The 17,814-nt window shown below is 64.5% G+C and carries 23 protein-coding genes, 1 tRNA gene and 1 riboswitch; of the genes, 6 read left to right on the top strand and 18 right to left on the bottom strand.

What is annotated here, in order from left to right; genetic code table 11:
* Nucleotides 1-165 precede the first annotated feature (165 nt).
* The 3 genes from AC07NY_RS16665 (at nt 166) to AC07NY_RS16655 (ending at nt 3,304) form a co-directional block, all read left to right on the top strand.
* Nucleotides 166-1,257, top strand: a complete 1,092-nt coding sequence (locus tag AC07NY_RS16665; protein ID WP_494584772.1) for an NADH:flavin oxidoreductase/NADH oxidase — start codon at nt 166-168, stop codon at nt 1,255-1,257.
* A gap of 103 nt (nt 1,258-1,360) precedes the next feature.
* The gene (locus AC07NY_RS16660; RefSeq protein ID WP_494584771.1) at nt 1,361-2,854 is read left to right on the top strand and encodes a carboxypeptidase M32; all 1,494 of its coding nucleotides are present in this window, start codon (nt 1,361-1,363) and stop codon (nt 2,852-2,854) included.
* Nucleotides 2,855-2,989: 135 nt separating this feature from the next.
* Nucleotides 2,990-3,304: an Rdx family protein gene (locus tag AC07NY_RS16655; RefSeq protein ID WP_047580587.1), complete on the top strand. Its 315-nt coding sequence runs from the start codon at nt 2,990-2,992 to the stop codon at nt 3,302-3,304.
* A 165-nt stretch (nt 3,305-3,469) separates the two neighbouring features.
* Here the strand turns inward: AC07NY_RS16655 and AC07NY_RS16650 are convergent, their stop codons facing one another.
* From AC07NY_RS16650 to thiO, 4 genes are read right to left on the bottom strand one after another with little or no spacing between them, the layout of a single operon-like run.
* Entirely contained in the window at nt 3,470-4,078 is a 609-nt protein-coding gene (locus AC07NY_RS16650; RefSeq protein WP_494584770.1) for a thiamine phosphate synthase, read from the bottom strand.
* Nucleotides 4,075-4,845: a thiazole synthase gene (locus tag AC07NY_RS16645; RefSeq protein WP_494584769.1), complete on the bottom strand. Its 771-nt coding sequence runs from the start codon at nt 4,843-4,845 to the stop codon at nt 4,075-4,077. Before AC07NY_RS16645 ends, AC07NY_RS16650 begins: the two co-directional genes overlap by 4 nt.
* A gap of 1 nt (nt 4,846) precedes the next feature.
* Nucleotides 4,847-5,044, bottom strand: coding sequence for a sulfur carrier protein ThiS (gene thiS / locus AC07NY_RS16640; RefSeq protein WP_494584768.1), 198 nt, complete (start codon nt 5,042-5,044; stop codon nt 4,847-4,849).
* Nucleotides 5,028-6,050: a glycine oxidase ThiO gene (thiO, locus tag AC07NY_RS16635; RefSeq protein WP_494584767.1), complete on the bottom strand. Its 1,023-nt coding sequence runs from the start codon at nt 6,048-6,050 to the stop codon at nt 5,028-5,030. Before thiO ends, thiS begins: the two co-directional genes overlap by 17 nt.
* Before the next feature lie 51 nt (nt 6,051-6,101).
* Nucleotides 6,102-6,203, bottom strand: a riboswitch (TPP riboswitch).
* 210 nt (nt 6,204-6,413) lie between these two features.
* On the opposite strand from thiO, the gene AC07NY_RS16630 reads away from it, so the two are divergent.
* From AC07NY_RS16630 to AC07NY_RS16620, 3 genes are all read left to right on the top strand, one after another.
* A tRNA-Ser gene (locus tag AC07NY_RS16630) sits at nt 6,414-6,504 on the top strand.
* A gap of 113 nt (nt 6,505-6,617) precedes the next feature.
* On the top strand, nt 6,618-7,139 hold the full coding sequence (locus tag AC07NY_RS16625; RefSeq protein WP_494584766.1) for a hypothetical protein: 522 nt from the start codon (nt 6,618-6,620) through the stop codon (nt 7,137-7,139).
* A 137-nt stretch (nt 7,140-7,276) separates the two neighbouring features.
* Nucleotides 7,277-7,972: a DUF4145 domain-containing protein gene (locus AC07NY_RS16620; RefSeq protein ID WP_494584765.1), complete on the top strand. Its 696-nt coding sequence runs from the start codon at nt 7,277-7,279 to the stop codon at nt 7,970-7,972.
* 275 nt (nt 7,973-8,247) lie between these two features.
* Here AC07NY_RS16620 and AC07NY_RS16615 read toward each other — a convergent pair whose 3' ends face one another.
* From AC07NY_RS16615 to AC07NY_RS16550, 14 genes are all read right to left on the bottom strand, one after another.
* Complete coding sequence (locus AC07NY_RS16615; RefSeq protein WP_494584764.1) at nt 8,248-8,508, bottom strand: hypothetical protein; 261 nt, start codon at nt 8,506-8,508, stop codon at nt 8,248-8,250.
* A complete protein-coding gene (locus AC07NY_RS16610) occupies nt 8,508-8,702 on the bottom strand; it encodes a hypothetical protein (protein WP_494584762.1) in 195 nt (64 codons plus the stop codon). Before AC07NY_RS16610 ends, AC07NY_RS16615 begins: the two co-directional genes overlap by 1 nt.
* A gap of 97 nt (nt 8,703-8,799) precedes the next feature.
* Nucleotides 8,800-9,006 carry a hypothetical protein gene (locus tag AC07NY_RS16605; protein ID WP_494584761.1) on the bottom strand — a complete coding sequence of 69 codons (207 nt, stop codon included), beginning with the start codon at nt 9,004-9,006 and terminating at the stop codon, nt 8,800-8,802.
* 281 nt (nt 9,007-9,287) lie between these two features.
* Nucleotides 9,288-9,764 (bottom strand): hypothetical protein, encoded by a 477-nt coding sequence (locus tag AC07NY_RS16600; protein ID WP_494584760.1) that lies wholly within the window; start codon nt 9,762-9,764, stop codon nt 9,288-9,290.
* 92 nt (nt 9,765-9,856) lie between these two features.
* Nucleotides 9,857-10,324, bottom strand: a complete 468-nt coding sequence (locus AC07NY_RS16595; RefSeq protein WP_494584759.1) for a hypothetical protein — start codon at nt 10,322-10,324, stop codon at nt 9,857-9,859.
* Nucleotides 10,325-10,957: 633 nt separating this feature from the next.
* Entirely contained in the window at nt 10,958-11,314 is a 357-nt protein-coding gene (locus AC07NY_RS16590; RefSeq protein ID WP_494584758.1) for a phage tail protein, read from the bottom strand.
* A complete protein-coding gene (locus AC07NY_RS16585; RefSeq protein WP_494584757.1) occupies nt 11,314-13,578 on the bottom strand; it encodes a tape measure protein in 2,265 nt (754 codons plus the stop codon). Before AC07NY_RS16585 ends, AC07NY_RS16590 begins: the two co-directional genes overlap by 1 nt.
* Before the next feature lie 9 nt (nt 13,579-13,587).
* Nucleotides 13,588-15,222, bottom strand: a complete 1,635-nt coding sequence (locus tag AC07NY_RS16580) for a terminase large subunit (protein ID WP_494584756.1) — start codon at nt 15,220-15,222, stop codon at nt 13,588-13,590.
* Nucleotides 15,222-15,503 carry a P27 family phage terminase small subunit gene (locus tag AC07NY_RS16575; protein WP_494584755.1) on the bottom strand — a complete coding sequence of 94 codons (282 nt, stop codon included), beginning with the start codon at nt 15,501-15,503 and terminating at the stop codon, nt 15,222-15,224. Before AC07NY_RS16575 ends, AC07NY_RS16580 begins: the two co-directional genes overlap by 1 nt.
* 113 nt (nt 15,504-15,616) lie before the next feature.
* Nucleotides 15,617-15,934 (bottom strand): phage head closure protein, encoded by a 318-nt coding sequence (locus AC07NY_RS16570; RefSeq protein WP_494584754.1) that lies wholly within the window; start codon nt 15,932-15,934, stop codon nt 15,617-15,619.
* Nucleotides 15,934-16,332, bottom strand: a complete 399-nt coding sequence (locus AC07NY_RS16565) for a DUF3168 domain-containing protein (protein WP_494584753.1) — start codon at nt 16,330-16,332, stop codon at nt 15,934-15,936. The genes AC07NY_RS16570 and AC07NY_RS16565 overlap by 1 nt, the downstream gene beginning before the upstream one ends.
* Nucleotides 16,333-16,343: 11 nt before the next feature.
* Nucleotides 16,344-16,757 carry an HK97-gp10 family putative phage morphogenesis protein gene (locus AC07NY_RS16560; RefSeq protein WP_494584752.1) on the bottom strand — a complete coding sequence of 138 codons (414 nt, stop codon included), beginning with the start codon at nt 16,755-16,757 and terminating at the stop codon, nt 16,344-16,346.
* Entirely contained in the window at nt 16,747-17,073 is a 327-nt protein-coding gene (locus AC07NY_RS16555; protein WP_494584751.1) for a head-tail connector protein, read from the bottom strand. Before AC07NY_RS16555 ends, AC07NY_RS16560 begins: the two co-directional genes overlap by 11 nt.
* A complete protein-coding gene (locus tag AC07NY_RS16550) occupies nt 17,073-17,528 on the bottom strand; it encodes a hypothetical protein (protein WP_494584750.1) in 456 nt (151 codons plus the stop codon). The genes AC07NY_RS16555 and AC07NY_RS16550 overlap by 1 nt, the downstream gene beginning before the upstream one ends.
* Between the last annotated feature and the right edge of the window lie 286 nt (nt 17,529-17,814).

Here is a 17,814-nt window from a genome sequence, read left to right as displayed (position 1 = left end):
CGGGAGCAGGGGCTGTCCTCCCGAGGCTAGCACCGGGATCGCCGGCCTCGCGAGGTGCATCTGCACGCATCGGGCATCGCGTTTGCGCGAGGGCCACTGGCCTTGGCCACGCGGCGGCTTCTAGACTGCGCGGGAAACCTGCACCTTCCGAGACCCCATCCCGCCATGAGCCAGCTCTTCAGCCCCTATCAGCTTGGCAGCCTCACGCTCGCCAACCGTATCGTCATCGCCCCGATGTGCCAGTATTCGGCGCAGGATGGCTGCGCCAGCGACTGGCACACTATCCATCTAGGCCATCTCGCTTTGTCCGGCGCCGGCCTCCTGATCATCGAGGCGACGGCCGTCGAGCCGGATGGCCGGATCAGCCCGTTCGATCTCGGTCTCTGGTCCGACGAGACCGAAGCGGCACTCGGCAAGGCGCTGGATTCCGCTCGGCGCTGGTCAGACATGCCGATCGCGATCCAGCTCGCCCATGCCGGCCGCAAGGCCTCCGTCGCCCAGCCCTGGAAGGGCGGCGGCCAACTCGGCCTCGACCAGGGCGGCTGGACGGTCGAGGGCCCCTCGGAGCTCGGCTTCGAAAACTACCCGCGGCCGCCCCGCGCCCTCACCGGGGATGACATCGCCCGCCTGATCGAGGCCTTCGCGGATTCGGCCCGCCGGGCCGTGCGGCTCGGCTTCGCCGCGATCGAGCTTCATGGCGCGCATGGCTACCTGATGCACCAGTTCCTCTCGCCGTTCTCGAACAGGCGCGAGGATGAGTATGGCGGCTCGTTGGAGAACCGCATGCGCTTCCCGCTCGCGGTGCTCGATGCGGTACGGGCCGTGGTGCCGGCGGGCTATCCGGTCGGTTTCCGCATTTCCGGCACGGACTGGGTCGAGGGTGGCTGGGATATCGAGCAGAGCATCGCCTTCGCCGCGGCGGCCAAGGCGCGCGGCGCCGACTTCATCGACATGTCCGGCGGCGGGCTGTCGGCGACGCAGAAGATCCCGCTCGGGCCGAGCTATCAGGTGCCACTGGCGCGGGCCGCGAAGCAGGCGACGGGCATCACCACCATGGCGGTCGGCCTCATCACCGAGGCCGAGCAGGCCGAGGCGATCATCGGCACGGGCGAGGCCGATTTCGTCGCGCTGGCACGCGGCATCCTGTACAACCCGCGCTGGCCCTGGCACGCGGCCGCCCAACTTGGCGCCACCGTCAAGGCACCGAACCAGTATCTGCGCTCGCAGCCGCGGCAATATTCCAAGCTGTTCGCCTGAACCGCACGCTCATCGTCGTTCCGGCCCGGCGCTGCTGACGCGGCTTGTCCGGGCCGGCGAAAACACTTCAATTGCGCCGCCCACTCCCACACCAGAGAGCTGCATGACCGCCTATTCCGACCTCTCCGCCCATTTCGGCCGCATCGCCGCGCTGTCGAACGCCATCGGCATCCTGCAATGGGACAACGATGTGATGATGCCGAAGGGCGCTGCCGAGACGCGGGCCGAAAGCATGGCGCTGCTTCATGTCATGCGCCACGGCCTCTCGACCGATGCCCGCATCGGTGACTGGCTCGGCGCAGCCGAGAGCGACAGCAGCCTCGGCGCCTGGGAGAAGGCGAACCTGCGCGAGATCCGCCGCGTCTGGACCGTCGATACCGCCCTGCCCTCGGAGCTGGTGGAAGCGTCGAGCAAGGCGGTCTCGGCCTGCGAGATGCGCTGGCGTCAGGCGCGGGCCGATGCCGATTTCGCCGGCCTCCTGCCCTATCTCGCCGAGGTCCTGAACCTGCAGCGCCAGATCGGCCGGGCCAAGGGCGAGAAACTCGGCCTCTCCGCCTATGATGCCCTGCTCAACGATTACGAGCCCGATGGCCGCTCGGCCAAGATCGACGCACTGTTCGACGATCTCGCTGCCTTCCTGCCGGGCTTCACGCAAGAGGCGATGGCGGTGCAGGCGCGCCGCCCGGCCCTGGCTGCGCTGGGAGGCCCCTTCGCGACCGAGACGCAGCGCGCGCTCGGCCTCAAGTTCATGGCGGCGCTGGGCTATGATTTCGAGCGCGGCCGGCTCGACATCTCGACCCATCCGTTCTGCGGTGGCGCCGATAACGATGTCCGCATCACCACGCGCTATGACGAGGCCGATTTCACCAAGGCGCTGATGGGCGTGCTGCACGAGACGGGCCACGCGCTCTACGAGCAGGGCCGGCCGCAGGGCTATCTCGCCCAGCCGGTCGGCGCCGCGCGCGGCATGAGCCTGCATGAGAGCCAGTCGCTCCTGATGGAGATGCAGGCCTGCCGCTCGCGTCAGTTCCTCACTTACGCCGCGCCGCTGATGCGGGAGAGTTTTGGAGGTGAGGGACCGGCATGGGACAGCACGGCGATGTGGCATCGCTATACCCGCGTCGAGCCCGGCTTCATCCGCGTCGATGCCGACGAGGTCACCTATCCCGCCCATGTCATCCTGCGCTACCGGCTTGAAAAGGCGCTGATCGCCGACGAGATGCCGCTCGCGGAGTTACCCACCGCCTGGAATACCGGGATGAAGTCCCTGCTCGGCGTCACCGTGCCCAATGACCGGCTCGGCTGCCTGCAGGACATCCACTGGCCGTCGGGCGGCTGGGGCTATTTCCCGACCTATACGCTGGGCGCGATGACCGCGGCCCAGATCTTCGACGCGGCCTGCAAGGCGGAAGGCTCGATCCTGCCCGGCATCGGAAAGGGCGATTTCAGCCCGCTGGTCGGCTGGCTGCGCGCCAATATCCACGGCAAGGGCTCGCTGCTCTCGACCGACGACCTGCTGACCGAGGCCACGGGCCGGCCGCTCGATGCATCGGTGTTCAAGGCCCACCTGCGCCGCCGCTATATCGACGAAGTCTGAGCGCCCTTCATTTTATTTAGTTAAAACAAAAACTTAAGCCATAGCCGATCGCCGATCGGCCATGCAGCTTTCGGGCTTGCATCGCGGCGCCCGAAGCGGGATGTCGGAGGCGACCTCCCGCTTCGGTGACCGATCATGACCCAGACCAAGCCCGCCCCCCGCATCGCCATCACCTACTGCTCGATGTGCAACTGGATGCTGCGCTCGGCTTGGCTCGGGCAGGAACTGCTCTCGACCTTCGGGCAGGATCTCGGCGAGGTCGCTCTGATCCCGCGCACCGGCGGCATCTTCCAGATCCATTACGACGGCGAACTGATCTGGGACCGCAAGGCCGATGGCGGCTTCCCGGATTCGAAGGTGCTGAAGCAGCGCGTGCGCGACCGGCTCGATCCCGAGCGCAGCCTCGGCCATGTCGATGGGCACACGATGTCGGCCGAGGCCGAGAGCTGAGCTTCATACACCTCGCCGTCATCCCGGCCGCAGCGAAGCGGAGCGCCGGGATTCATCGTCGGGCTCCGCGCTCTACGATGGATCCCGGATCGGCGCGGCTTCGCCGCTTGTCCGGGATGACGGAGTGGTTCGATATCAAGCCTGGAAGCGCAGCCGTGCGCCCTCTCAGGCCGCGCGCTTCCGCGTCGCCGCGATCCAGGCCTTCAGCCGGCCCTCGGGATCGGCGTTCAGCGTGATGTCGGTCACCGCCGCGACGATGTCGGCACCGGCCTCGAAGACGCCCGGCGCCCGCTCCAGCGAGATGCCCCCGATGCCGACCAGCGGCAGGTCGCCGATGCGGCGCTTCCATTCGCCCAGCCGCTCAAGACCCTGCGGGCCGAAGCGCATTGCTTTAAGGATCGTCGGATAGACCGGGCCGAGCGCGACATAGTCGGGCTTGGCCGCCAGCGCGCGCTCCAGCTCGGGCTCGTCATGGCTGCTGATGCCGAGCTTCAGGCCGGCCTTGCGGATCGCGCCGAGATCGGCATCGTCGAGATCCTCCTGGCCGAGATGGATGAAATCGCAGCCCTCGGCGATGGCGAGCTTCCAGTAGTCGTTGACGACGAGCACGCAATCGGCAGCGGCACACAACGCCTTCGCCCGGGCGATCTCGCGCGCGACTTCGGTCTCGGAGCGATCCTTGACGCGCAACTGCACCAGCTTGACGCCAAGCGGCAGCATCCGCTCCAGCCAGTCGGCGCTGTCGAAGATGGGGTAGAACGGATCGAGTTTCATGCCAGGAATGCCTTGCCCATGACGGGGGTGGAGGGAGCGGCCATGTCGCGCGCTTCGATCGGCTGCGCGGCGAAAGCCTGTCGGCCGGCGCGGATGGCGAGCGCGAAGGCTTCCGCCATCGCGGCGGGGTCGCCGGCCTTGGCGACGGAGGTGTTGAGCAGGATGCCGTCATAGCCCATCTCCATCGCCTGTGCGGCATGGGAGGGCAGGCCGATGCCGGCATCGACGACCAGCGGGATGTCGGGGAAGTGCTGGCGCATGCTGCGCAGGCCATAGGGGTTGTTGAGCCCCCTGCCCGACCCGATCGGCGCGCCCCAGGGCATGAGCACCTCGCAGCCGGCATCGAGCAAGCGCCCGCCGACGACGAGATCCTCGGTCGTGTAGGGAAAGACCTTGAAGCCGTCGTCAGTGAGGATGCGCGCGGCCTCGACCAGCGCGATCACGTCCGGCTGGAGCGTGTCGTCCTCGCCGATCACCTCGAGCTTGATCCAGTCGGTGCCGAAGACCTCGCGCGCCATTTGAGCGGTGGTCACGGCCTCCTTGACGGTGTGGCAGCCGGCCGTGTTCGGCAGAACCTTGACGCCGAGCTCGCGGATCAGCGCCCAGAAGGCCTGTCCGGCACCACCGGAGGATTCCCGGCGCAGCGACACGGTGACGACCTCGGCGCCGGAGCGCTTCACCGCCTCGGCCAGGATGGCGGGCGACGGGTATTGCGCGGTGCCCAGAAAGAGCGGGTTCTCTGGCTCGAAACCATAGAAGGACGCCATCTCAGCCTCCTTGCATCGGCGCGACGATCTCGATGCGGTCGCCCTCGCTTAAGGCCGTCTCGGCGCGCTTGCGGGCCGGCACGAAATCACCGTTCAGCGCGGTCGCGACGATGCGGCCGGCAAAGCCCAGCTCGGCCAGCGCCTCGGCCAAGGTCTTCGCGGCAACGGTCTGAGGCGCGCCGTTAAGCAGCAACGTCATGCAGCATCTCCGGTGTGGATTGCGGGTTCAGCGCGGCCTCGGCTGCCATCCGCGCCATGGCGGGGCTGAGCAGGAAGCCGTGGCGATAGAGCCCGTTGACATGGATCACCCGACCACGACGCGTCAGCCGCGGCAGGTTGTCGGGAAAGGCCGGGCGGGCATCAGTGCCGATCTCGGCGACCTCGGCTTCAGCGAAGGCCGGATGCAGCGCGTAGGCCGCACCGAGCAATTCCAGCATGGCGCGGGCGGAGATGCGGCGGCGCTCCCCGCTCTCGATCATGGTCGCACCAACCATGAAGAGCCCGTCGCCGCGTGGGACGATGTAGAGCGGGATGCGCGGATGCAGCAACCGGACCGGCCGCGACAGGCTGATATCGTCGCTCCGCAGCAGCAGCATCTCGCCCTTCACGCCGCGCAGGTCCGGCAGGACATCGCGCGCCGCCAATCCCCGGCAATCGAGCACGATATCGGCATCGAGATCGGTGGGTTCGACGGCGCGGTCGAAATGGATGGCCACCCCACCAACGACGAGCCTCTCAGCCAAAGCCGCGATCGCCACGCGCGGGTCGAGATGCGCCTCGCCCGCGAAGAACAGCCCCCGCGAGAATCGTCCGGCGAGATCGGGCTCCAGACCGGCGATGGCCTCGCCATCGATCTCCTCGAAATGGCTGGTGCGCTGGCCGAAGCGGCGCAGCTCCGAACGATCGCGACTGGGCGCCACAACAAGCGTGCCATTGCGCACGACGCCACCGGCATGTCGCTCCCACCAATCGGCCGCCTGCTGGCCGAGCCGGATCACCGGCTCCTCGGCGCTCTCGCCCTCGCACCAGGGCGCGAGCATGCCTCCGGCATACCAGGAGCAAGCCTCGGCGCCGATGCGCGGGCCGCGCTCATGGATGGTTACCTGTGCGCCGCGCGCCAGCAGTTCGGCGGCGCAGGCCAAACCGACGACGCCGGCGCCGACCACCGCGACATTCAGGCCCGACTGAAGGCGTTGCGCCGTCATGCTCTTCCCTGCTCCCGGAAAGGCAGCGGCCTGGGGCACGAGCAAGACATCTGCGAGCCGAAGACCGTTCCCTTCGCCGGCATTACCCGGATCAGGTACGATGGGTTGGCGCGGAACACGCCTCTCAGCCTTTCGGCACCCCAACGGACAGGTTCAATCTAGTGGCTGGCCAGCGGAGGAGCAAGGCAAGCCGACGCAGGGCTCGGCTGTGTGCTTGTGCTGGCTAGCTGCGGGGAGTCGCCAGAGCGCCCCTTCACACGGCAGGGCTTAGGGGTTCGCTTGGACACATGCACAGGCTGCGCAAAGGAAATTGCCGGCGAGACTTGTCAAACGCCTCGGCAATCGGGCATAGAGCCTCTCGCCGGAGACGTGGCCGAGAGGCTGAAGGCACTCGTTTGCTAAATGAGCATACCCCACAAGGGTATCGAGGGTTCGAATCCCTCCGTCTCCGCCACCATTTTTTCCTGTTATTTATCAATCGCTTAGCTTGGAAGTTGTGAGCGATTGTGTAGCAATAGTGTGAGTGCTTTTGTGTAGCGCCGAAAGGCCGCATTCACGACGGGGTTGATGGAGATGGGCTTTGCGAACGAATCGCGCGGGCTAAGGCTCGCGGGATCAAATTTCGTTTATCTCACCGAGGGAGCCTACGGGCTGATTTTTGTCGATCCAAGCGCTGGGCGCATCAGAAAGGTCTATCGCCGAAAACCAAACGAGCAGCATGTTCGGAATGTGTTCGCCGCAGAAACCGAGGCGTTCCGATTGGCGGCAAAATCGGATGCGGTCGCGGCACTTGTTCCCGGCGGATTCACTATCTGCGCGCAGCAGACTATGGTGGATCGCGAAGGGAAGGACGTTTCGAGTGAGCTCTTTGGCGATCTCGCTTTCGAAGTCGACTTTGTTTCGGGCAGCTTTGAAAAGATCGGCGCCATCGCAAGCAGCGAAGCGGACACCATTCGCGACCTCTTTGAGTCCGCAGGGATAATGCACACGAGCGATATGTCCGTGGTCGTCAACGAGCATGGTCAGATCGGCAAGTGTATCGATTTCGCAGTCATTGAACATGAAGTCTGGGCGGATGAGCAGGACTAAAGGTGATCTCCTCTCCTAAACTACCTTCTCTGAGTGGCCGGTGCTGGCGCGCGTCCTGAACGGCGAGAGGGATGGCAGCGGGTTTGAGCGTCGCTATGGTGAGGGAGGGATAGAATAGGTTTCGACGGGAAGAAACGATGGCTGAGATTGCTGGCGACTGTCCTCGGTGCGGAACAGCGCATGTAACCTTCGACGTGAAAGGTGACTGCCTCTTAGGGCGCGAACACGGATGGTCACATATATTCGAAGCCTTTTGCGTTTGCAGAAGATGCAAGAAAGGCACCATATTTGTGCTCTCGCAAGAAAAGGCAAACGCCTTCGAACGTAGAAATAACATTTCTGTATCCGAAATACCAGGCTCTATCGAAGCTGATTTCGGCATAAGGCGATTTATATCGGTAGCTGACGTTAGCGACATTTCTCCCCCGGAGCACCTACCCGAAAATATCAACAATATTTTTGAGGAGGCTGCCCGTTGTATGTCGTCTCAATGCTGGAATGCAGCGGGCACGATGTTCCGGTTGTCGATCGATTTAGCAACAGCACCGCTGTTACCGGAGGAGGAAACACCAGGGCTTACTCAGAAAATGCGGCGTGATCTTGGGTTGCGCCTGCCTTGGCTGTTTGACAATGCAAAACTACCGGAAGATTTGCGCGACCTCTCCGCATGCATTCGTGAAGACGGGAATGACGGCGCTCATCGCGGCACTTTAACTGCGAACGAGGCGGAAGATTTGCTCGATTTCACAGCTACATTGCTGGAACGAATTTACACGACACCTGCTCGGGTGCGGTTAGCTGCCGAGCGCAGGAATGCCCGGCGCGCGAATTGAAGTTAGAGGCCCGCCGATCTGCACCGGCGGGTCTGATGTCATAAATCGCCCTGGGCTTCAGGCGGTGGACTTGCTCTTCGCCAACTCATTGAAGAGTGCGGCAAGAGCCGCGATCTCATCCCCGGTGCAGTCGCCAAGGCGCTTGCCGAGGGGCGTCATCCAATCAAGCAAGCTAACCGGACCCGGCGCAGGCGCCGGCTGGACGTTGGACGGCATCCTGGGCACCTTCGTATCCTTAGGCAACTCAGCCCCAGTATAGGCTTGTCGCCGGAACATTACGTGGCCTCCCGCTTCGTCTCGGCACGAACACTGAGCCGAGGCTTGGGAAGCTCGACACCCATCGCCTCCAAGCGCTCCACGATCATGTCGGCGAGCGCCAAGGTATCGAGGTCCGTATCGTCGGGCGTGGCGGAATAAATCTCATCCGCAACGGCCCCGACCAAAGCCTCGCGGGCCACCTCTCGCTGCAGCATCACGCGCCTACCCCTATCGGCAGCACGCGTGACAATCTCGCGGAGGACGGGATTGAGCGCCATTACTCCCCCTCCTTCAGGTCCGCAGCGATCCAGCCGCGCACGATGTCGCGCGCTACGAAAAGGTTGGTCTCGTCGCTATCGCTAGCCTGAGCCTTTTTCGTCCGCTCGCCATACCGAACGAGGATCATGCTGCCCTCGCGCTGCCACGACGCGGTGATCTCGCTGTCAGGCGCCTTCATCTTGAACTGGTTCATTTTCGCTCCTGCGCTGACAGGGGCGTCAGCCTTTGATCTTATAGCCAAGTCGCCATAGCGAACGCAGAAGATTGCTGACACGCTCCTGCCATTGCTCTCACTCTAGTCCGCGCGCCCGGCGCCGCTGGCGCTCTTCCAGCCGGTCCTCAAGGCACATGATCGGCCAGATATCAGCGTCGCCCAGAATCTCGATGATGGTGCTGCGGAGGTCGTGGCCGGGATCGACGTGCGCTGACATCAGGCGGTCGACCAGCGTGCGGTGCGTCGGATTGGAGAGATAGAGGGCGTGATTGATCGGGCTCATAGGCTTGTCTCTGGCGCCAGTGATTTGGCAGCCAAAGACTCGCACGGCCGGAACCACGCCGCAATAGCTGCGTAGATAAATTAGCAAATAAAAACAACAGCTTAAGTAGGTTCTTACTTACTTTTCTTGCCACGAAAAACCCCTCGCGGCTTGCCGGTCGCGAGGGGTTCAGTCCGCCATTGCCGGCGAGGGCCGGCAATCTGTCAGGCGGAGCACCAGCCGCCGCTAAGAGGCTGGCGATTACGTTATAGCGCAGTCGCCGGTGCGACTGCTGGTGATCGTCAAAACTTTCCGTAGCCCTCGGGGTGTTCGGCCTGCTTCTTGCGCTCGCGGCTCGCCTTCGCCCGAACCTTCGCATCTTCCTTACGGGCGGCTATCTGCTCCGGAGTGCTCCGTTCATCTCGCCGAGCGCGCTCTTCCTTGGACTTCGCGGCCTTCTTCTCGGCGCGACGCTCCGGGGTCTGGCCGCGCTCGGTAACGCGAACAGGGCGCCCTAAGCGAACGGCATACTCCGCCCGCCAAAGCTTGCGGTTCTCCTCCTGTCGGCGTTCTGCCAGCAAAGCCTCATAAGTGTTCGGGTTGGCGAGGTAGGCGATATGACGATCGCGCCAAGCATCCATAGCGGCCTTGAAGCGCCCGCTGACGTGAGGCGGCGCGGGCTCGACATGATCAGCCGGAGCTTCAATCGCGTCGATCTCCGCAATAATGTCGTTCGGGTCTGCGCGGCCAGCATATTGCGGCCCGGATTCATCCCACATATAATAAACCTATCGCATGGTGAGCGGTGACGGCCGGCAGGCCGGAAGAATTCGAAGGGCTCGAACGTTGGCGCGTTCGGGCCTTTTCTTTGTCAGGCCAGCGCCTTTTCGATCTGGCCAACAAGGTCTTCGGCGAGATCGACGGGGAAGCTCGGCGAGTTGTCGAACTTCTGCGCGCCGGTGCCGTAGAACGGGAGCATCAGGCGGATGCCCGGCCCCTTCTTCACGACAGCGTAGGGGACGGCAGCGAACGGCTCGATGGTGCCGGCGCCGGTGTCGATGGCCGCACGGAGCGAGGCGACTACCTTCCCCGCTATGTCACGGTCCAGCGCAACCGGCTCCGCGCCGTCGATGGCGATAGTGATGCCGCCTTCAACCTTGCCGATGACGATGCCGGGGATATCGGCGGGGATCACGCCGCTTTCCACACAGGAGCGCAGCCACTGGCTGATGACGCCGGCAGAGGTCGTGTCGATGGCTTCGGCGACGGCCTTCAACTGGGCGAGCCGGCGAGGATCAAGGCGAACGGTGTTTGCGGTCGGGGAATAATGGGCGGTCATTAGCGTCCTTACTGATTGATGAACAATCATATCACATACACAAGATGATATCAACGCCGCTAAAGGCGCCATAACGCCCCTTCCGCTCGACATTTTGAGCGTTGAAACGTGCGAGGCTAATTTTCCTATGCTTCGACGACGCGGCGTGCGAGGCTATTTTTCTGCTCCGGCTATGCGCAATCGCAAGGCGCGTGCGAGGCCATTTTCCCTTATGTGTGAATAAGCACTAAAAGAAAGAAACAAGTAATTGCTCGGAAAATTGGCCTCGCACGCATTTCCAGCCTATGAGGATGCCCCGACTACTCGCGCCTCCGGCGCTCGCCTGCGCGGCCTTCGGCCTTGCCCGGACGCTGGCGCGTCCGGAAGCTTCGTCCATCTTCTATCCGCAGGAACTCCTCCGGTAGCCGAAGGCGTAGGTTGCCCGGCACCAGATGTCCCATCCCGGGATAGAGAGGGCTCCGGCCCGGTCGCTCCGCTCCCGGCCGTCACATATCTCATGGCCGAACGGGACCGTTCCGCCCGGAAGCGTTTAGAGAGTCACCAGCGGGCGCTAGCTTCCGGCCGCCCCTCTGCCACCTGCACGCGCACGAAGGCGAGTCCTGGGCCCTCCATGAGTCAGCGCGCGCCTATCTGCTAGGCGGCGTTGCTGAAACTCTGCACCAGTTCCGCAGTGAAGGTCCAAACACCATCCTGCGCCTGCGGATGCGACCAGTCCTCGCAAGTCCACTTCACCGGGGAGCGTGCGCCGTGCGGCTGGTAATAGAACGGCTGGCTTCCGGCCATGCGCTCGAAGAACTCGGCAAGCTCCTGCATCTGGTCGAGCGTGAGCGCATCCCACTTCAGGCTGCACGTCCGGCGAATGTGGTTGATTCCCTTCGGCGTTGACTGCGAATAGCCGTCGCCGAACTCGGCCTTGAGCAGGTTCACCTTCGGCTTATGCGCGGCGCCCGGCGTCGGGCCGATAGGCGGCGTGAAGGTCGGCAGGGGCATCAGCGGTTCCTCGTATTCGCGAAGTTGCCCGGCCGGGTCTGCTTTCTCATCTCATCGGCCACCACCGACCGCATCGTCACCTCAAGCTGGCGCTGCATCTTCTTCGCGAGGTCGTCGTTCTGCTCCGGTGTGCCGGAAGAGCCGTGGATCGTGATCGGCGCCGAGATGCTGATGGCCTGCACCGGCGCTGCACTGGCGCCTGCAAGTTCCGGCTGACGAATGGCCGGCGCACTGCCGACATAGCCACCGTCCGCGAAGCCGCGCAGCACTCCCCGGTGCATGGCCTCAAGGTTCTGGACGCCGATGCGGCTGGTCGCGGCCTTCGACATGACGAACTCGCCACGGTGGACGATGCCGGCCGGCTGATACTTCCCACCGTTGCCGGTGTAACCGCCATCTGCGAAGCCGAAGAGCTTCGGCAGGAAGCCGAACAAGCCACCCACGGCGCCGTCAGCGCCCTTCGTTCCGAACAGCCCGGCCAGCGGCCCGCTGCCCATGAGCATAGCCTGAAGGGCAGCCTTCAACAGGGCCTTGCCAAGCTGCTGCACAACCTCGGTGGCGCTCTTGCCCTCCACGATCATGTCCACGAAGCCGTCAGTCACTTCCTGCGCGAAGAACTTTTGCGCGTCGCGAACGCCGTCCATCGCCTCCTTCAGGTCTTCGACCTTCATCTTCGCGGCAGCATAGCCCTGTGCAGCCTGCTCGATCTTCGAACGCATTTCGTCGGTGACGGTGAGGCCATCGCGCTTCGCGGCCTGCTCAAGCTGAAGGGCGATCTTCGACCGCTCGACTTCCTCGCGGCCCTTCCCGACCATCTGGGCCTCAAGGCGCAAGGCCTCGGTGCGGCGCTGGATCGCTTCAAGGTCGCGGTCAAAGCGGCTCTGCTTCTCAGCACCAGAGCCGCCGCCACCACCGCCGCCCTTACCTTCCTCACCGGGAACAGCGTAGTCCTTCAGGCTGATCGGCTTTACGCCGTTACCGCCGACGCCAGCCGGGCGGCTAGGCGGCAGCGGGGCATTGGGCATGCCGATGCCGGTTCCGATGTTCCCAAAGTCGCCGGCATCGCGGCCAGCCTGAATATGACGCTCGCGCTCGGCGGCGGCGCGCGCCGCCTTCGCGGAAGGGTTCTGCGCGCCAGCGTCCAGCGCTCGAAGCTGCGCCTCGATACCAGCACGTTCCGGGCCGATGGCGCCGCGAAGCTTCGCCTCGAGAATGGTCCGCTGCGTCCGCGCGGTGTCAGCCTGCGCGGATTCGAGCGCGCCAGAGATCGCCTTCCCCGACGCGGCCATGACATCGCCAAGGGCCTTCAAAAGGCCCTGCACCTTCACCGTGGCGTCAGCGGCGGCCGCGCCGATGGGGCCGATGCTGTTCGCAACCGATTCCATGCCAGAGACAACGGCCGGGGTGACGCCGACCATCCGGTCGAACTCGCCAACGGCCTTCGTAAGCTCGTTCTGAAGCCGCTGGAACGCCTGCTCGCTCGTCGTGGTCGCGCCAGCAAGCTTCTCTTCAAGGATGGGGGAGCCGGCGAGGATGGCGCGGAAGAACGCCTCGCTCGAAACCTTGCCGTCCTTCACCAGCGCGGTGAGCTTGGCGACATCGCCGCCCGCTTCAACCATGCCGGCGGCAGCGGCCTCCAAAAGCGGGCGCATGCCGTCGAGCAGGCTGTTGTATTCCTCGGCCTGAATCTTCCCGCCGGCCAATGCCTGGCCCAACTGCAAGAGCGCGCCCTGTGCCTCGCTCGCGGACGTGCCGGACACGCGAAGGGCCTGCGCGGTGATGTCGGTGACGCGCATCACGTCAGCGCTGGACGCCTTCAGCGTGGTCTGGGCGGCCGAGACGCGCCCATAGAGCGTCGCGAGGGCGTCAAGCGGCGCATAGTTGCGCTGTGCGCTGGCAAACAGCTTATCGAAGGTGCCGGACAGGTCAGCGTCCTTCACCCCGGCCACCTTCAGGCTGTTCATTACCTTGGTGTATTCGTCCGCCGTCTTCCGAAGTCCGTTGAGCACCACGCCGGTTGCGATGGCGGCGAAAGCGCCCTTGAGCTTTCCGGCGGCAGCGTCGCCGAAGTTCTCAAGCTGGCGCGCCATGGCGGTCGTGGCGCCGCCCATGGACTGCTCAAGGTTGCGCGCGCCCCTGCGGGCACGGCCCTCGATCTGGCGCCAGTTGTCATTGCTGGCGTTCTTGGCACGCTGAAAGTTCTTCTCGAACTCCCGCATGCGGGCCTCAAGGGCGACGACAAGCTGTTCGGCGGCTTCGGCCATATCTATTCCTTACGCGGCGAGGTCGTGGACCTTGGTCCAGAACTCGGCTTCCTCTTCGGGGTCCATGTCGTGAATGCTTCGGCGGTTGTCGTTCGAAGCGGCGCGTGCGACGGCCATCGCGGCAGCGACAGCACCGTCCTTGCGGTCGGTTCGTCGAGCCGTGTGCATCCGCACAAGGCCGGTGTCGTTCCGGCTGGCGACGACGCTATCGAAGTGATGGCGAAGAACCGGATGCCCGCCATGACGAAGCAGCCGGCCGTTCACGAAGCGCTCAAGGGTGCCAATTGCCGGCCCCATGGTCGTGATGTTCTGGCGCATTTCGACGGTCGGCAGGCCATCGTCAAAGAGCCGCTGCATCATCGTGCGGGCAAGGTGCGGGTCGAAGGCGATCTCGCGCACGTCAAAGCGTCCGCAAAGTTCGCGAATATGATCTTCGACGGCGCCGGGATCGATAATCGGGCCATCCGTTGCGATCATATGGCCTTCGTCGCGCCAACGCTCGTAAGGCACGCCGTCACGGTGGGCACGGGCCATCAGGTCGTCGCCGGGCACGAAGAACCAAGGTGCGATGGTGATCCGGCCGTCATCGTGACGCCACGCCGCGACGATGGCCGCGAGGTCGCCATTGATCGCCATGTCCACGCCAAGGAAGCAGGGCAGCGGCTCAAGCTCGGCGAGGTCCAGCGGGAACGTGCCGGCGTCATAGGTCGCCATGTCAAAGAGCGGGTCGCGGGAATGCGCCTGCCAGATATTGAGGTTGAATTGAAGGAAGGCGTGCCGGTCGGCGGGTCGATGCTCGGCCTCCTTCGCCGCTGAGCGCAGGGCGTCAAGGTTCGGGAAGCCGTAGGTCAGGCCGGGGTTAACCCGGTGCCAAACGTCCTCATCCTGCCAGTCGTTATCGTTATCAGCCTCGAAAATGATCGGCAGATAGGCCGGGTTCACGATCTCGCCGCGCGCGACGCGCCGGGCATACTCATACTGCTCGAAACCGATGTTCTCGCTGCCACGCCCGGCTGTAGTCGCAATGACCATGAGCGTGCCGCTGGTCTTGACCATGCCGGACTTCAGGGCCTCCCAAAGGTCGCGGCCCTTCCAAACGTGGATCTCGTCTACAAGCACGAAGCTGGGCGTCTTACCGTGCTGGGCGGCGCCGTCGCTCGAAATGGCCTGAAGCTCGACGCCCTGCGCCGGATAAGCGATCTTCTTTGCGCTGTTATGAGCGTCGTAAATGCGGGTCGCGCTGACAAGGCGCCTATCCATGCGGACGATGTTCGCGGCTTCCTTGAAGCCAAGGCCAGCCTGCTCGCGATCCGATGCCGCGAAGATGACCTGTCCGGCCGGGACGCGCTCCGGGCCGATGGTGTGAAGCAGGGCGAGCGCAGCCGCGAGGCTGGTCTTCCGGTTCCCGCGCGGGATCATCCAAAAGACGGTTTCCACGATGCGCCGGCCGTCAGGATGGCGCGGGCCGTAGATGCGACGAACAATGCGCTCCTGCCAGTCGTGAAGCTGGAAAGCGTTCTTCGGCGCCGTGCTGTTCGGGTGCTTCAGCGCGCGCAGGAAATCAATGGCGTCTTGCCCATAGCCGAAGGGGTCCGGGATGGGGCTGCCGTCATAAATCCAATGCGGGAACGCGCTCTTGCTCATCAGCGGTTCCTGCCGATCATGAGCGCGTTCGGCTCGTCATCGTCATCAGCCGCATTGCTGCCGACGCGGGCGCGGGAAGTCGGGGTAAGACCGTATTCGGCCGCAAGCTGCCGCGCCGTCTGCATGGCGCGGTTGAGCATTCCGAAAAGCACCTTGTCGGGAACCGGCGAGGCGGCAATGGCGCGCTCAAGCTGCCGAATATGCCCCTGCATGGCGCAATAGTTCTCGACACCGGCAAGGTCGGCGGCCGTAATGATCCGGTCGGCGATCAGGCGCGGCATGATCCGCTTCCACTCGCTGCGCGCGTCCTCGCTCAGCCACTTCGGGGCGGCCGGCGCCTTCGTCAGGGGCTCGCGATCTGGGGATAAGGCCGGCTTTCGGCCGCGAAGATGGGTCACGACAGGGCGACCGCCCTGATTTCGAGACCAACGCGGCGCCCAATGTCGGCGATTTCCTTGATCTGATACGCCCGGCCGTTGAAGACGATGCGCTCGGCGCCCGTCAGACCGTCCCGCCAGCGGATGCGGAAGATAACGGTGCCCTGCTGGGCGGTGCCGAAGCCGGTGAGGAAGTCGGCAGCGGATGCCTTCACCACCTCGGCCCGCGTCGTGGCGATTTCCGTCCAGGCGGAAGCGGTGCCACGGCTGGGCGTGCGCGTCTTCGTCTCGCGCTCAATGGTGATGGTGTAGAAGAGAGTGCCGGCCGCGAGCATCAGATGCTCCACCGGATGACAGCTTCCACCGACATGACGCCGTGCCCGTAATCGGGATTAGGATCGCGGGGCCAAACGGTGCGGGTGTGCTTGAACTGATCGAGGCTGAAGCCGTCGCAGAAAGGCCAGTCCATAAGGCGGCGCGCCACGGCCGCGCCGATGGTCTGGGCACGGTCGAGGCCGTCTTCCACCGCCCAGATATGCAGTTCGAGGAACACGGTCGCGACGAACTGCGCGCCCGACGCCCGGCCGTGCATCATGACATTCCCGGCGCCGAACAGGATGGCCGGAAGCTCATTCGGCGCGAAGTCGCCGGCCCGGATGTTCTCAGGGTCTACAAGCGCAGTAACGGCCGGGTCGCTGGCGAGATGGTCGCCGATGGCCTCGCGGATGGCCATAGTCGGCTCGATCATGGCGAGTCCCATCCGGTGCGGACGGCCTTGCGGATCGAACGCTTGATACGATTGAGCGCGCGCTTGCGCGTGAGCCGGAAGCCGGGCCAGAAAAAGGGCTGCGCCGGGGTCGTGCTGGTGCCGTATTCGACAAGGTGCGGATACCGAACATCGGTGCCCCCCACCGTCACGACAGCCTCATTCTCACCGACGACGCGGCTCCCGCCGGGCTGCGAATAAGGCGGCGTCGTGCCACCGGGCGGTGTCACGGTGATGGAATCCTTCAGGTCGCCGGTGTCTTCGGGCGCAAGCTGGCGCTGCGTCGCGGCGATCTCTTCCGCGCCCTTCACAAGGGCCGGCTGGACCACCTCGCGGACGTTCTTCATCACGGCCGCGAACCGGCGATTGAGCCGGTCGAGGTCAGAACTCATCGTCGGAATCCTCGGGCGCTGGCTCGCCGAACCACCGTTCCCGGTAGGAATTGGCCACAGCCTGCACGCCATAGGGCGCCAAACGCACCGCATCGCCGTAAGAAACGGCCTCGCGATGCATGTAATAGAACGCCGCAAGCTTCAGCATCGCGAGCTTGATGTCAGCCGGAACCGGAGAGAGATCAGCGAGCTTGCGGCCGGTCTGATTCTCGAACCAAGCTTCAGCGGCGTCGATATGAAGCTGAATAAGCTCATCATCGGCCGAGTGGTCGATATTCATCTGCGCCTTCGCGAGGGAAAGCGTTACGCAACTCATCAGGAATTGACCTCTTCTGAAAAAGTTATTTCGGGCGTCTCTTGCGCGGTGCTCCCCGCGCCGGTCCCCGAAACAGGCGGAAAATTGGAGACCACCCCCCGGTGCCGGTTGGGATAAGGCCGCACTGCCTTCGTGAGCGCCTTGCCGACAGGCCAACCGGCGCGAAGGCGGTTGGCAAGCGTGTGGTAGCTGATGCCAGCGTGCTCAGCCCATTGAGCGACACTCAGGCTCCTGCCTGCATGCTCAAGCCGGCGACGATGGCCGCTTGCTGCGCTGGGGCGTCGTGCTCGATCCTTCAGCCGTTCACCGGGAGCGACGTTCATCGGCGTGGTGATCGCCTTATCGACAGTCCAACCACGGCGAAGGCGATCGCTAATAAGGCGTGTCGGAATGCCGTAGTCCAACGCCCATTCGCGGATCGGCTGGGTGATACCTTCGTGCGTAAGCTCCCTCATCGGCGGGGTGTTCTCTCTCGGATGTAGTCGAGGGCGTTGCAGCGACGGCAGCCGGGACGCCAGTTGGCAGGCGACATGCGAAGCTCGGGGTGCTGGCGGATGCTGATGCGGTGCCGGACGAGGGTGGCGGGTGCGCCGCATTCGCAGCGCTGATTGCCGGGCTGGCGCAGATAGGTGCGGGCAGCCTCTTCCCACTGCCGATCATAGCCGCGCTGGCGGGCGTTCGGGCGTGCGCGATCGTGGCGGGCGCCGCGAACGCGATCCTGCTCGCGCTGACACTGGCAAC

This window comes from Allobosea sp. GW821-FHT09G06 (assembly GCF_059416005.1).
The sequence above is the reverse complement of the archived record's forward strand: the minus strand, read 5'-3'. Positions and strand labels throughout refer to the sequence as shown.